The organism is Levilactobacillus mulengensis, assembly GCF_003946045.1.
Lineage (GTDB): Bacteria > Bacillota > Bacilli > Lactobacillales > Lactobacillaceae > Levilactobacillus > Levilactobacillus mulengensis.
Map to the genome: position 1 here is coordinate 57,380 of NZ_RHNW01000001.1, position 14,851 is coordinate 72,230.

Here is a 14,851-nt window from a genome sequence, read left to right on the forward strand (position 1 = left end):
TCGCCCTTACAACTTAACACACCTTTCTGAAAATAGCGACCATTTCAGTTTCACCCGGGGTAGAGTTCGCCCGGTGAAACGGGTATAATGGGAACAGAATTTAAGACGAAGACTAGTAATATGTATATAACAAATGATTAGTTGTATCTAGCAAAATGGAGGAATAACGGTGAATTTACCTGACGATTTTATTACGAAGTACCAACGGCTCTTGGGACCGGCAGCGGCCGATTTCTTTGCCAGTTTTGACACACCCAGCCTCAGTGGCTACCGGGTCAATCCCGCCCACCATGACCTCCCAGCCGAACTAACGGCACCGGAGACGGTCCCCTATGAACCCTTAGGCCATTTCGGCACCGTTGGCGGCCGGACATTGATGCACCAGAGTGGTGCGGTCTACAGTCAGGAACCCAGTGCCATGTTTGTCGGTGCTACGGCGGCTCCCCAACCGGGCGATAAGGTCTTGGACCTGTGTGCGGCCCCGGGCGGGAAGACGACCCATCTGGCCAGCTATCTCCAAGGCACGGGCCTGCTGGTGACCAACGAAATCAATCGGAAACGGGTAAAAGTTTTGGCCGAAAATGTGGAACGATTTGGCGTGCGGTCCGCTATTATTTTAAATGAATCACCGGACCGGCTGAGCCCCGTATTCCCCGATTACTTCGACAAGGTCCTGGTAGATGCACCGTGTTCTGGTGAAGGCATGTTCCGTAAGGACCCCGACGCCATGTCTTACTGGTCGTTGGATTACGTGCAGGAATGTGCGACCCGGCAACGGGAGATCATGACGGAAGCCTTGAAAATGGTCAAGCCCGGTGGTCAGTTGATCTACTCCACCTGCACGTTTGCCCCCGAGGAAGACGAGCAGATGATGGCCTGGGTCTTGGAAAACTACCCGGACTTTCATTTGGCACCGATCAACAAGGTCGGCGGCGTTGTGGATGCGCGACCGGAGTGGGCCGACGGCAATCCTGAGCTCAAGAAGGCTGCGCGCCTGTTCCCCCATCTGATGAAGGGCGAAGGGCATTTCGTGGCTAAATTGGAACGGGATGCCGGTGAGGCTGCATCATTGTACGGGGCAGCCAAGTTGGGCACACCATTGACGGGCGACCAACGGAAGCTCTGGCAAGACTTTGCGCAACAAGTGTTGGGTCGCAATGACTTTAACGACCTGGTCACGGTCAAGGACCAACTATTTGCCGTGCCAGCAGGCCTGCCTAACCTGAAGAAGTGCCACGTCTTTCGGCCTGGGTTACACTTGGGGACGTTCAAGAAGAACCGTTTCGAACCGGCCTATGCCCTGGCTTTGGCCAGCGACCCGCAACACGTGACGCAAACCTTAGCCATTACGGCCGAACAGTGGCGCGCCTGGGTCCATGGCGAGACGTTCACGCTGGCAACGGCCCCTCAGAAGGGCTGGTACCTGTTAACGTGCGCCAGCCAGCCGGTCGGCTTCGGTAAGGTCGTGGGCACGACCGTCAAAAATTTCTTCCCCAAGGGGTTGCGGTTCACCGTTTACGATAACGAAATGTGAAAACCAGTCGAATTTGACTAGCAAAAAGGCGTTTGGGGAAAATTCCCAAACGCCCTTTTTTAATTGGACTATACAATTAGCGTTAAATCAATGTCTTTAAGTTGTGCTATTTAGAGAATAAGTGCTAGTTCGTGAGGTGTCGCTGCTGACAATAGCTCATTAGTTCAGGACTCAGCAGGAGCTGTTGTTGCCGGAGTGCCGCCAAATTGTGGCACCCAAGTAAGGTCAAAATGTCTCTGAGACCATCTTGCCAGCCCAGTAACAGCTGGGTGGTCGTTTCCTCATCCGTTTTAATCAGACTGTGGAGAATCTGACCCGCACTGCCCACGACCCGGGCCCCCAATGCGAGGGCCTTGGCCGCGTCTAGCGGTTGCCGGATGCCACCCGTGGCAATCGTTTGGAGTTGGGGAACCTGCCGCGCTTCCAGTAGGGACTCAACGGTGCTTTGACCCCAACCATCCAGGTAGCTGAGTTCCTTGGCGGGACGGCGGAAGTTTTCGATTTGCACGAAATTGGTGCCGCCACGGCCACCCAGGTCGACCAACCGGACGCCGACGCCGGCTAACTGGTCGAGCGTCTCATGAGCCATGCCAAAGCCGACTTCCTTGACGATGACGGGCACGTCGAGCGCCGCTGCGGTCTCACCAATGCTGTCCAACCAGTGGAAGGCCCGGTCGCCCTCGGGCATGACGATTTCTTGGGCCGTGTTGACGTGAATTTCCAAGGCATTAGCGGCCAGCATGTCCACGGCGGCTTGCGCCTGGGCGACCGTGTGACCCGCACCAATGTTGGCGAAGACCAGGCCGTCCGGATTGTTCTCACGCAATGGGGTGAAGGTGTCGGCCGTGCTGGCATCCTGGAGTGCGATGCTCTGCGAGCCACTAGCGACTGGCATTCCCGTGGCCGCAGCAATCCGTCCGAGTTGAGCGTTGACTTGACCCGTGCGGGGACTGCCACCGGTCATGGCCTCGATCATGAGGGGCACCGGCAACGTCAGCGGGCCCAACTGCGTTTGTAAGTCCACGTCGGTCTTGGCCATCTCTGGCAGGCTCTGGTGCACGAATCGCAGCTGGTCGAATTGACTAGCCGCAACGGGTTGATAAAATTTTTCCGCCAACGACAGGTGCTCGTCCTTGCGGTGGGCGTGACGGGTGAGGTCCATAAGTGTGCGCTCCTTATTCGATAACGTGGTGGACGTTCAACTTCAGTGGCTCGATGCCGCGCGTTTCCCACTCTTTGAGTAACCGGGCGAGGTCCTTGGCCGCATTGATAATGACGATGCCGCAGTCACCGCCACCGGCACCGGAAGACTTGGCGGCACCGCCGATATGCACGGCGATATCACACATGGTCTTCAGCAGGGTGGTTTCGATTGTGACGTGACTCAGGCAGGCCAATCGGTTTAGCAAATCGCGGTTAACGGCGATTTCGTGTTGAATGGCATCGAGGTCTTGGTCGTGGAACCCTTGAATCATTCGTTGCAGGCATTCGCGACTTTCACGAAGAAAGGCGTGGTAGTCCTTGCGGCGGGTCGCCTTGAACAGGGCAATCTTGTCGACCAAATGGGAGGTCGAGGCGGGGGTCCCCGTCCAACCAATCATTAGTCGTAGCGATTCCGGCGGCGTCAGGAGTTCAATTTGTAACCCGGGCCAGTCGGTGTCGAGCAATTGTTCCAAGGTGAGTTCCCGGCGCGCGGAGGCTAACCAGTCACGGTCAAAGGCCTGGTAAGCAATCCAGCCGCCGTAAACGGAAGCCGCAATGTCACCCAAAGAGCCGTTGCCTTGCACGTCTAAATGGGCAATGGCGGCCAGTTTGAAGAGGCGGTCCTTGCTCATCTGGATATCGTAAAATTGGCAGAGGGCCTTGACGGTGGCGACGGTGACGGCCGCGGAGGAACCGAGGCCGTACTTCTTGCCGTCGGCGCTGTCGAGGTCGCTGTTGACGTTCAAGTGATACATCGCCAGTGGCTTGCCCAGAGCCTGGGCATACTGCTCAGTCAACCGAATGGCCGAGAGGATGTAGTGAAAGGGGTTATCGCGGTTGTCAAAAACGAGTTCGCTGCCTTGACGCTGCCAGTACAACGAGTTTTCCTGGTACTGTTTGGACGCGATCCGCCCGTAGTCCTGGCTGGGGGTAATGGTGACGGTGACGAACTGGTTGAGGGCAACAATAATTGCTGGGTAACCAGGTTCGACCACAGCGTACTCGCCAGCGATATAAAGTTTTCCGGGTGCTTGCGCGGAAATCAAAAAAATCAGGTCCCTTCTGTGACAAATCTTTTAGGTGAATCAAGTTTTTTAGTGTGGAATAGGTCAGTGCCTCCGGGCTGGTGAAAATGGGCCTGCGGCTAACATTGACTTAAATCACAATTCATTCGTTTGTGTGGTGGAAAGTAGTGCAACATGTTCTGGGTACTATGATTAAATTTCAGTATTAATTAAGTATGCATTTAGCTGATGGCTGATTTGAACAAAAGACTAGCAGTCAGTTCTGTCTAAATGACTTTAAAGAAAAGCAATGCCGGGGCCGGGATGGGCCACGATGACCTGGTCGGCACCAAATTGGGCGGCCAAGCGTGTCGTGACGGCAGGCAGGTCGGCCTCTTGGCAGAAGACCTTCACGTTGGGGCCAGCGTCCAGTGTGTAGTAACAGGATACGCCGCTGGCACGCAGGTCACGGACCGTTTGCATGGCGGCCAGGCTTTCACCGTTAAAGTAGCTGAACGGTGGGTTGGCACTCAGCGTCAGGGCGTGCATCCGCATGGCGTTGGCCTCCAGAATCTCACCAGTCGTGGCGAAGTCCTGGGCCAAGATGGCGGGCTTGATGGCCGCTAAGTCATCGGCCACCACCGTTTTCCAGGCCGGGTAGTAAGGCGACGTGGTCACGCTACTTTGCATGCCCTGCGTGGAGCTGACCTTCTTGTGACGGGGGTCCAGAACCAGGGCGACCATGGCAATCGGCCAGTCGACATCTTCCTGAAACGGCACGGCTAACGAGGTCGCGTCGTCGGTGCCGGCTTGCCACTCCACGAAGCCGCCAAAGATGGATCGGGTTGCTGAACCAGAGCCACGGCGAGCCAGTCGAGACAGGTCTGTGCGGGATAGCGTGAGGCCGGCTGCCCGACTGGCTGCGCCGGCCAAGGCCGCAAAGGCGGAGGCGGAGCTAGCTAAACCGGCCGCGGTCGGCACGTGGTTGGTCGAGCTGACCCGGGCAAACTGGGTTACACCACTCTGCTGGCGAACCAGGTCCAACACGTGGCGGACCTTCTGACTGGCCGTGGGGGCTAGCAGCTGGCCATTTAACACCACTTCGTCAGCGGTGAGGTCGCTCACAAACTCGACCGTCGTATCTGTGTAGAATTGGTCCAGTGTTAGCGACAGGCTGCTGGTCTGTGGCAACATCAGCTTAGTGTCGGCCTTGCCCCAGTATTTGACCAGGGCGATGTTGGTGTGCGCTCTTGCGGTGACCGCTGTCATTGGTGTTCCTCCTCAAGGTTAAAAGCCTCCGTCCACGTTTCCGTGGCGCCGGCAGCTCGTAGGTGATCTTCAACTTGGTGGGTCGTGGCTAAATCGGGGCAGAGGGCAATCAAGCAGCCGCCCATTCCGCCACCGGTCAATTTTGCCCCTAAGGCGCCGTTTTGGCAAGCCACCTGGGTCAAATTGTCTAGCTCAGGGGAACTGACTCCGAGCCCCTTTAATTGTCGTTGGGCATCCGTCATGATCTGACCGAGATGCATCAAATCGGGGGTGGCTAGGGCAGTGCGGGCCTGGTGGCTGAGCTCGCCGAGGCGTTGAATCTGTTGCGTGGTCTCCTGGGGGAAAGCCATCTTCCGCCGGGCAACAGCGGCCACGGCCTGACCCGTTTGGCCCTTGATGCCGCTGTCGGCGATGACCAGGTAGCCGCGCAGGGTAAAGGGAATCTGTAACGTTTCTTGGCGGGGGACGAACCAGATGGGCACGTCGGAGCTAACGGTGGCGGCGTCAATGCCGCTCGGATTCCCGTGCGTAATTTTTTCAGCGATGTCGACCGTGCTCAGCAACAGCTCGCGGTTGAGGGGCCGCTGGAAGAAGTGGTACATAGCGCGCGTGATGGCCACAGCCACGGCAGCAGAGGAGCCCATCCCGCGTTCGGCGGGGAGGTCACTGGTGATGGTCATGGTAAACGGGGTCGTTTGGCCGCCGAATCGGTCGAGCAACGTCGTGATCAGCGCCGCCACGCCCGCTAAGTTTTGTCCCATTTGAGCGATGGGCCCGTCAAAGTAGCGACTGGCAATGGTCTGGCCGTTGTCGGCGTTACGCATGACCACCTGAGTCGTGACTGAGGGCAGGGGTAACGCAATGGCCGGCTGGCCGTACACCACGCTATGGTCCCCAATGAGAATAATTTTGGCATTACTTTTACCGATTGCCGTTCTACCCAAGTTATCTCGCTCACTTTCTGCATCGAATTTACTTACCAAAAAATATCATACTCTACTGATTGGCGTTGCGCTAGCTTTGGCAGTCAAAATCCGGAAATCGACGAAAAATTAACCCTTTCTATAGAAAGTTTGCCTGCTAATCCAGTTGCTTAGTACTGGACCACGGAACTAGGCATTAATCGTTATTGGTGTTCTCTGGAATGGAAAATGGGGTGGAACGCGGTGAGCAGGGCTTCGACAGTCTGGAAGACAGTTAGTTACTGAGTTGTTTTTTATTGGATCATCGGCCTCGTCTTACCAGCCACGTTGCATACAACCCAAACGTTTTGTCCAGCTAGGGAATAGAAACCTGATAGACTGACAGCAGCCAGTGACTAAAATTTACGTAATGGTCACCGAGGATGTGAGCCGCAGGGATGGAGAAAATGAACAATCCATGTAGAGTGACCAGAGGTGGGCCAAGGTGACCAGCTGTGTCGATGGTCTTAGCTGAGTGGTTTTTCTCAGCTTAGAGCATGGGGCTTGAAACTTTTGTCTGCCATGTCGAGTACATCCCAGACATTTTGTCCAGTTAGAAAATAGAAACCGTATAGACTGACAGTAGCCAGTGACTACAATTTGCGTAATGGTTACCGAGGATGTTCGCCGTAGGGATGGAGAAAATGAATGATCTATGTAGAGTGACCAGAGGTGGGCCAAGGTGACCAGCTGTGTCGATGGTCTTAGCTGAGCGGTTTTTCTCAGCTTAGAGCATGGGGCGACCTTTGAGACTGTGAATTTCAGGCTCAAAGTCGAGGTGGAAGCCCGTTTCTCAGGCTGGAACCGACCCCACAGCAGGGCACCTTGAGCCCACCGGCGGGAACGGCCTGTCAACAACTAGTTGCTTTTCATTTTCTCTATCCCGGAGGCGCCAGAACCATCAAAGTAAACATTTCACGAAAATTTAGCCAATGGCGCAGTCAGTCGTGGCGCTGGCGGCGTAAGTGGTGTATCATAGTGCCAGTTATTATCGCAAATTGTGCAGAAATTGGTGAGCATATATGGATAAAGACACGGTTTACGCGGTAGTCGATATTGAGACGACCGGAACCAGTGTGACAGATGGCGACCGCATTATCCAGATTGGGTGCGTCTTCGTCCAGCATAATCAAATTATTAATCACTTTGAGACGGACGTGAATCCACTCAGAGAGATTCCCCAAGCCATTACCCGCTTGACGGGAATCACGAATCGCCGGGTTCGACACGCGCCGCTGTTTGACGACGTGGCCGGGACCCTCTACAGTCTGTTGACGAACACGGTCTTCGTGGCCCACAACGTCAATTTTGATTTACCCTTTATTAACGCGGAATTCAGTCGCGTCGGTTATCCAGAGCTGACGATTGAAGCGTTGGACACGGTGTCCCTGAGTCAAATTCTCTTGCCCACGGCCGCTAGTTTTCGGTTACGCGACCTGAGTGGCTTGTTTAACATTGAACACGACAATCCACACTCCGCGGACAGCGATGCCAGTGCGACGGCAGAACTCTTTATTTTCCTATTCCGCCGGTTACGGGCACTGCCGCAGGTGACACTGCAACGCATGATTGATCTGCATCCGGAACTACCGCTACAAACGGCGGCTCTTTTTGACGTGGCGCGGGGACTGAATGAACAACAGCCCCGCAAGTTGCCGGATTACCTCTACGTGAAAAATGGCTTGGCCCTGCGTAAACCGGGGAGTGAGACCCCAACCACACTGGCCGAACCTAGCAAGTATCCGAAGACGAAGAAGCAAAAACAAAAGCTGATGCCGGACAACCTGGAATGGCGGCCGGAACAAGCCAAGATGATGAATTACATTTACAACAACTACGCCGAGGGTGACCGGCACCCCGTTAAGCAGATGATCGTTGAGGCGCCGACCGGTATCGGGAAGAGTCTCGGCTACATGCTGCCCATGGCCTATTTAGGGCAAACGGGCCGGCCCGTGGTCATCAGCACGGCCACGACGCTGTTACAAGAGCAGTTGTTAGACCAAACGCTGCCGCTCCTGAAGTCCATCGTGCCGTTCCCCGTGAACGCCGTGTTGGTCAAGGGGAGTCGCCACTACCTGGACCTCCAGCGCTTCGCGACCACGTTAAAGGTGGCCGAGGTGTCCAAGCAAACGCAGCTCTTGAAGCTACGCCTGCTGGTGTGGTTGACCATGACCACGACCGGGGATCTAGACGAATTACACCTGGCCACGTACCGGGCGCCATACTTCCAAGAAATTATTCACGAGGGGTCGGTCACCGCGGACAACCCATTTTACGCGGATGATTTCTTGCGGCGCCGGGACCAACGCATGGAACAGGCCCAGTTTGTCATCGTCAATCACGCTTACTTGAGTGAGCATGCGTTGGACCTGGGTGAACGCCTGCACCGGCCATACTTGGTGGTCGACGAGGCCCAACACCTGCCGGACAGCACGCTGAAACAGCGGCGAACCCAGGTGAAGTTTGCCCAATTGATTAACGAACTACACCATATCGACCGCGATATTAGTCGTGAGACCGGTCCGAGCCTCCTGGATTTATTTGCCGGAGATGCTGGGGCCGTGGGCACGCTGAACGGTATTTTGGCCGCCAGCGAGACCCTAGAAACAGCGTTGAATGCGTTAGTCAACCATCTGTTCTTGCGGTTTTTGGCGGCTAAACGCCCCAACAATCACAATCAAATTATTGAAGAACTGATTCCGGCAACGGACCTGGCCGATGAGCTGGCTAAGGGATCGGCCATGGCCACCGCGACCACGGCCACCGATGACCTGTTGGCGGCCTTAAACGACCTGCGCCACCGCTTCGACCAACAGAGCGAGCGGTTCGCGGCCTCCGAGCGCTACCTGTTTGAGCAGGTCGACACCCGGATTCACCTATTTGATGACCAAATGAGTCGGCTATTAATGATTCTGCGTCAGGTGGTCGAGCAGGCTCCGGCCAGTCTCTTTTGGCTGACCATCAACCACGTGGGTGACCGGAACAGTTTCCAACTGGCGAGTGGTCTGTTAGCCACGGAAGGCTTCCTGCGCAATCACTTGTACGCCGGCTTCCAGCCAGTGCTCCTGACCGGGGGGACGTTGTTCTCCTCCGGCCGATCGCAGTACGTGCTTGACCAATTCGACCTGGACCGCGAGCAAACGGTGACGCACCGGATGCGCTCCAGCTTTGACTACGCGAACCAGGCGGAACTCTTTATCAGCGATGCCGGCCCGAACCTGAGTCGGATTGCCCCGGCCGATTACGTGACCTACCTGACGGCGGCGATTAGCCAGCTGGCGGGGGCAGTGGATAAGCAGACGTTAGTGTTGTTCAACTCGCTCAGCGTGATTGAACAGGTCTACCAACAACTGTGTGCGCAACCGGAATTTGCCAAGCGCGAAATCTTTGCGCAGGGCATCAGCGGCAGTCGTGAACGGATTGTTAAACGGTTCGCCACCAGTCACGGCGCCATTCTCCTGGGGGCGGCTAGCTTCTGGGAGGGCATCGACTTGCCGGCGGAACAACTGGAACTACTGATTGTGACGCGGTTACCATTTGACTCGCCCGACCGGGTCTTTGTCAAGGCTAACTACGCGCGGCTCGAAGCGGCGGGGAAGAACCCATTTTACAGTGCCGCTTTGCCAGCGGCGACGTTGAAGCTGCGCCAAGGAATCGGCCGGCTGATTCGGACGCCGCATGACCGCGGGGCCGTGGTCATTTTGGATCAACGGCTGCTCGAGAAACATTACGGGCAAAGTATTTTACGGGCGTTACCGGCCGAACTGCCGCAGACGACGGGGGATGCCAGCGCCATTGCGCAAGGTTTAGTTAATTTTTTCGAAAATAAACCGGACAATCCCGTGACGCCACCCGAAGTTTGATATAATTGAGAAAGATTGAAATTAGACAAGGGAGACCGATGGAAAATTGATGAGACAACAGTATCAACGACGCCAGCGACCCCATCATTGGGTATTGCTGAGCATTCTGCTCGTGATTCTGGTTATTCTGATTACGGGGGCTTACATGGTGAACAAGGCCACCAAGCCGCTGAGTCAGAACCAGGCTTACGCGGAATCTGTCGCTAAAAAATCCGGTCATTTGACCAGTACCAGCCAGTTTTACTGGACGAACCTGGACACCACGTACTACACGGTTGCCGGGAAAAACAAGGCCAACCAGGACGTCTACGCCATTGTGCCGAAAACGGGCAAGGACGTGACGGTGCTTAAGAAGAGTGCCGGTCTTTCACGGAACACGGTGCTTCAGCAGGTCTGGAACAAGAATCCCAAGAAGGTCTTGTCCGCGGCGATGTGTGTCTTTAACGGCAAGCCTGCTTGGCAGGTCAGTTATTTAAATCAGAGTGGTAAATTGTGCTACATCACCTTCCAGTATTCCAATGGGAAGGTGCTCCAGCAGATTTCAAATATTTAGGTTTGTGGTGAGGAGTGTGCGTGGATGCAATTAGCAAAACGAGCGCAGGCGGTTCAACCGTCCGCAACTTTGAAGACCGGGCAGCGGGCCCAAGAGCTTCGCGATGCCGGGGTCGATGTGATCAATTTAAGTGTGGGTCAGCCGGACTTCCCGACGCCCCGGGCCATCAAGGACGCGACCATCACGGCCATTCGAACCAATCAGGTGGACGGCTACACGGCAACGGCGGGGGTCTTGCCCCTGCGTCAAGCGGTGGCCGACCATTTGTTAGCGACCCAACACGTCACGGTGACGGCCGACCAAGTCGTCATCACGACGGGGGCCAAGATGGCGCTGTACGCGCTCTTTCAAGTCCTCTTGAATCCCGGTGACGATGTCTTGCTGCCAGCGCCTTATTGGGTCAGTTACAGCGAACAAGTCAAATTGGCCGGTGGCCATCCGATTGAGGTGGCCCCGACGGCCAGTCTGAAGGTCACCCCGGCACAGCTAGAAGCCGCCGTGACACCAGCCACCAAGGCCATCGTGTTAAATTCACCACAAAACCCCAGTGGCCTGGTCTACACCAAGGCTGAGCTGCAGGCCATCGGCGACTGGGCGGTGGCCCACGACCTGGTCATTGTGGCCGATGAAATTTACGGCGATTTGATCTATGCGGGGCCGAACCCGTCACCGTCCATGCTGACGCTGGGTGCGGCCGTGGCCGACCACACCGTGCTGATCAACGGGGTCTCCAAGACCTACGCCATGACCGGTTGGCGGATTGGCTATGCCGTTGGGCCAACCTGGATTATCGACGCGTTGAAGACCGTGTTGTCTCACATGACGGGAAACGCCGCTGCCGTGAGCCAAGCCGCCGCACTGGCCGCCTTAACCGGGGACCAAGCGCCGGTTGCCGAGATGCGCGCCGCCTTCCAGGAACGGTTAGACACGATTTATCCGTTGCTGACGGCCATTCCGGGATTTAAACTAGACCACAAGCCACAGGGGGCCTTTTACTTGTTTCCCGACGTGAGTGGGGCCGTTCAGCTGAAGGGCTTGGCCTCGACCGATGAGCTGGTTGCCGCTATTCTGGACCAGGCGCACGTGGCCTTGGTGACCGGGAAGGCGTTTGGCCTGCCGAGTCACGTTCGCCTAAGCTACGCCACGGACCTCCAGTCGTTAGAAACGGCGATGGAACGACTTAAAGACTTTATGACGAATTAATTTGACTTAAACTGACGATCGAACCGCAACTACCGGGTTCGGTCGTTTTGATTCTAAATTTCAGGAGGCTTCGACATGGATGAATTTATCCAACGTTACGTGCAGGCGGGCCAGACCAGTGTGGCCAACTACCTGCTCGATCACTTTCGCGAGGTGGGGATGACCACGGACCAGCTCCTGGTCTTCCTCCAGTTGCGGCGTTACATGGACCAGGGCACCAAGCTGCCGGACGCCGATGAGATGGCGGCCCATTTAGGTTGGGATAAGCAAAAGGTCTACCAATTGTTACATGAAATGATCAGTCACAAATTGATGACGATTACGACCGTGACCGGCGCCGATGGCCAGAAGCAGGACGCCTACGACTTTCGCTTGTTAACGGAAAAACTGAGTCAATTAGCGGCTCAGACCACCCAGCAGGCGGCCAAGGCCGCCGTTAGTAATGACCGCTCCGCCGTGTTTAACCAGATTGAAACGGAATTTGGCCGGCCATTATCACCCCTGGAAATGGAAAGCATTACCCAGTGGTTGGACCAAGACCATTACCGCCCAGAGCTGATTCAGCTCGCCTTGAAGGAAGCCGTTTTGAGTCAGGCGTACAGTCTGAAATACATGGACCGCATCCTGTTGAGCTGGGAACGCAAGAACCTGAAGACGGCCGCCCAGGTCCAACGCGAAAAGGAACGGCAAGAACCGCGACGCACGGCCAAACCAACGACCAATGGGCAGCCGGACGGGGGGATCCCCGATGTGCCAATCTTTAAGCTGACGGATAATTAGGTTTAAAGACGTGTTGGTGAACCTAATTAACTAAATGGTGCAAGTGCGCCAGCGTGCCCGTCACGGCCGACCTGTTGTTGCGCCGCTAAATAAATTGGCTTAAAAAAGCGCCTCACCGAAAAAATCGGTGGGGCGCTTTGTGTTACCTGACGTTATTTGTCATCATCAGTGGTCTTGGTCGTTGCGGGACTCTTCTGGGTGGTCGTTGCCGAAGAGGATTCGGTCGACGTGGTTCCCGTGTCGTCCCCGTCATCGTTGCCATCGCCACCAGGCGTCTGTTCCGTGCTCGAGGATTCCTTACTGGTACTGGATTCCGTCGTGGAAGAACTGGCCTGCGTGGTATTATTGTTGGTCGTGACCCGACTGTTGTTGCTGTAAGCCGATGAGCTCGTCGTGTTGGTTGAGCCGTATTGGCTGGTAGCCGTGGTGTCGGCGACCGTACCAGCGTGACCCGTAATGTAGTATTCTTTACTCCCATTTTGGGTCGTTTCGGTCACGGTGCTTGGCGCCGTCCAGTCGGTGTTGGTCGACTTGCTGGCCAGGTAGGACATTTCATACTTGTAAATCTCTTGGGCAATCGTAGTCTGCGTTGCACTCACGTAATGGCCGGTCTGGAATTGCTTGTCGTATCCGGTCCAAACGGAGATGGCGTAATTCCTGGTGTAACCGGTGAACCAGGAGTCCATGGTTGCGCCGTCAGGGACCCTGTCCGCGTAATCGTCAGGGTAGGAGTCGGTCCCGGTCTTCCCGGCCTGATACAGCCCGGGAATGGCCGCTGAACGCCCGGACCCATTTTCATTGGTCATGACGCCCTTCATCATATCCGTCAACATGAACGCCGTCGCGGCCGACATGGCCCGCTTAGGCGTGGCGGAATACTTGTGGGCCTTCCCATCCTGCGTGACGACCTTGGAGACTAGGTATGGCTTGTAGTAGTTCCCACCGTTCGCGAAGGCAGCGTAGGCCGCGGCTTCTTGTTCGGAGGAGATGTACAGGCCAATCCCATTTTGCAGGGTCAGCGTCTTATCAAAGTCCATCCCTAAGCCACTCAGGAAAGAGGTGGCGCGCTTGATACCAACGTTTTGCAGCGTCCGGACAGCGGGGATGTTCCGTGATTCAACCAAGGCCTTACGCATGGTAATGGTCCCTTGGTACTTGCGGTCCCAGTCGTAAAGGTTCCGCGTCGTGCCTGGGTAGGTAAAGGCGGTATCCTTTACGGGTTCGTAGGTTGGGTAGTAGAGGTGTTCGATGGCGGGACCGTAGTCCATCAGTGGCTTAGCCGTCGAGGCGCTCGACCGATCCTTTTGGACGGCTCGGTTCAGGCCAAACGTGACGTTGCCAGTCTTCCGGCCACCAATCATGGCGACGACCTTCCCGTTGTTCGGGTTGACAATCGTCGAGCCCACTTGGAACTTATCGGAAGGGAAGGCCACGTAGGCCGTCCCGTTGACGATGTTGTACAGTTGCTTTTGGGCGCCCATGTCCAGGTTGGTGTAAACTTTCAACCCGCCGGTCGTGGTGTTGTAGCCCTTAGACTTCAGTTCGGCGTAAACCTGCTTGAGGTAGGCGTCGATGACCTTGGTCGTCTTGGCACTGGTACTGGTCGACTTGTGTGACTTGACCAAACCCGTGGTAATGCTCGTGGCTTCGGCCTGTTGCGCCTGGGCAGCGGTGATGGCGTTGTTCTTGGCCATGGCCTCCAGCACCAGGTCCCGCCGTTTCTTGGCTAAGGCCGGGTATGTGGTAGGGTCGTAATTGGTTGGTGACTGCGGCATACCGGCCAAGAGAGCCAATTGGGCGAGGTCCAAGCCTTTTAGCGTCTTGCCGTAGTAGTACTGGGCGGCCGTCTGCATGCCGTAGACTCCGTTGCCCATATAAACCTTGTTGATGTAGTATTCCAAAATTTGGTCCTTGGAGTAGTCGTGGTCGACCTTGAGGGCTAACCAGGCTTCCTGGGCCTTACGTTTCAGCGTTCGGTCGGAGGCGGCGGTGGAGAAGACGGACAGCTTGACCAGTTGTTGCGTCAAGGTACTGCCCCCCTGCATCCCCAGGGAAGAGCCGCTGACGTTGGCGAAGGCGGCCCCGATGATCCGGATGGGGTCAACCCCGTTGTTCTTGTAGAAACGCCGATCTTCGGTAGAAACGACGGCATTTTTCAAGGTGTCGGGGATGTTCTTGGTCTTCACGTAATTCCGGTTCTGCGCGCCTAGCCGCGAAATCACGGTGCCGTTGGCGTCGTAGACTCGCGTCGAGGTATCACTGGACAGAGCACCCTCGGAAATCTTGGGCGCGCTCTGCGCATAGAAGAAGAACAGGCCAGCGCCGGCCAGAATGGCAAATACGCCAATGGCGACGATGACGAAGAGAATTCGGCGGAAGGTCCGCCAGCCAGTGTGCGGCTTTTTAGGACCGCTTGGCTTACGCTCGGCGTTACGACTCATACGCGTCTGTCGAGGGGTATTGTTACTAGACATGGTAAT

General features: G+C 56.0%; 10 protein-coding genes. 5 read left to right on the top strand and 5 right to left on the bottom strand.

Annotated features, from left to right (window positions below; translation table 11 throughout):
• The first annotated feature begins 169 nt into the window (after positions 1-169).
• A complete protein-coding gene (locus EKM84_RS00255; protein WP_125762454.1) occupies positions 170-1,534 on the top strand; it encodes an RsmF rRNA methyltransferase first C-terminal domain-containing protein in 1,365 nt (454 codons plus the stop codon).
• Positions 1,535-1,658: 124 nt separating this feature from the next.
• On the opposite strand, the gene fni is transcribed toward EKM84_RS00255, so the two are convergent.
• The 4 genes from fni to mvk form a co-directional block, all read right to left on the bottom strand.
• Positions 1,659-2,696, bottom strand: a complete 1,038-nt coding sequence (gene fni, locus EKM84_RS00260) for a type 2 isopentenyl-diphosphate Delta-isomerase (RefSeq protein WP_125762456.1) — start codon at positions 2,694-2,696, stop codon at positions 1,659-1,661.
• Between the two features lie 13 nt (positions 2,697-2,709).
• The gene (locus EKM84_RS00265; RefSeq protein WP_125762458.1) at positions 2,710-3,783 is read right to left on the bottom strand and encodes a phosphomevalonate kinase; all 1,074 of its coding nucleotides are present in this window, start codon (positions 3,781-3,783) and stop codon (positions 2,710-2,712) included.
• A gap of 255 nt (positions 3,784-4,038) precedes the next feature.
• Positions 4,039-5,010 (bottom strand): diphosphomevalonate decarboxylase, encoded by a 972-nt coding sequence (gene mvaD / locus EKM84_RS00270; protein ID WP_125762460.1) that lies wholly within the window; start codon positions 5,008-5,010, stop codon positions 4,039-4,041.
• Positions 5,007-5,954, bottom strand: coding sequence for a mevalonate kinase (gene mvk, locus EKM84_RS00275; RefSeq protein ID WP_125762462.1), 948 nt, complete (start codon positions 5,952-5,954; stop codon positions 5,007-5,009). The genes mvaD and mvk overlap by 4 nt, the downstream gene beginning before the upstream one ends.
• Positions 5,955-6,994: 1,040 nt before the next feature.
• On the opposite strand from mvk, the gene EKM84_RS00280 reads away from it, so the two are divergent.
• The 4 genes from EKM84_RS00280 (at position 6,995) to EKM84_RS00295 (ending at position 12,371) form a co-directional block, all read left to right on the top strand.
• A complete protein-coding gene (locus EKM84_RS00280) occupies positions 6,995-9,835 on the top strand; it encodes a helicase C-terminal domain-containing protein (protein WP_125762463.1) in 2,841 nt (946 codons plus the stop codon).
• Positions 9,836-9,884: 49 nt separating this feature from the next.
• A complete protein-coding gene (locus tag EKM84_RS00285; protein WP_125762465.1) occupies positions 9,885-10,388 on the top strand; it encodes a cell wall elongation regulator TseB-like domain-containing protein in 504 nt (167 codons plus the stop codon).
• 24 nt (positions 10,389-10,412) lie between these two features.
• Entirely contained in the window at positions 10,413-11,591 is a 1,179-nt protein-coding gene (locus EKM84_RS00290) for a pyridoxal phosphate-dependent aminotransferase (RefSeq protein WP_125762467.1), read from the top strand.
• Between the two features lie 75 nt (positions 11,592-11,666).
• Positions 11,667-12,371: a DnaD domain-containing protein gene (locus EKM84_RS00295; RefSeq protein ID WP_125762469.1), complete on the top strand. Its 705-nt coding sequence runs from the start codon at positions 11,667-11,669 to the stop codon at positions 12,369-12,371.
• Between the two features lie 152 nt (positions 12,372-12,523).
• Here the strand turns inward: EKM84_RS00295 and EKM84_RS00300 are convergent, their stop codons facing one another.
• Entirely contained in the window at positions 12,524-14,845 is a 2,322-nt protein-coding gene (locus tag EKM84_RS00300; protein ID WP_125762471.1) for a transglycosylase domain-containing protein, read from the bottom strand.
• Positions 14,846-14,851 lie beyond the last annotated feature (6 nt).

Excerpts from the sequence above, each read along its gene's own strand:
- fni (WP_125762456.1), bottom strand. The coding sequence starts at position 2,696 with ATGGACCTCACCCGTCACGCCCACCGCAAGGACGAGCACCTGTCGTTG.
- mvaD (WP_125762460.1), bottom strand. The coding sequence starts at position 5,010 with ATGACAGCGGTCACCGCAAGAGCGCACACCAACATCGCCCTGGTCAAA.
- EKM84_RS00280 (WP_125762463.1), top strand. The coding sequence starts at position 6,995 with ATGGATAAAGACACGGTTTACGCGGTAGTCGATATTGAGACGACCGGA.
- EKM84_RS00285 (WP_125762465.1), top strand. The coding sequence starts at position 9,885 with ATGAGACAACAGTATCAACGACGCCAGCGACCCCATCATTGGGTATTG.
- EKM84_RS00290 (WP_125762467.1), top strand. The coding sequence starts at position 10,413 with ATGCAATTAGCAAAACGAGCGCAGGCGGTTCAACCGTCCGCAACTTTG.
- EKM84_RS00295 (WP_125762469.1), top strand. The coding sequence starts at position 11,667 with ATGGATGAATTTATCCAACGTTACGTGCAGGCGGGCCAGACCAGTGTG.
- EKM84_RS00300 (WP_125762471.1), bottom strand. The coding sequence starts at position 14,845 with ATGTCTAGTAACAATACCCCTCGACAGACGCGTATGAGTCGTAACGCC.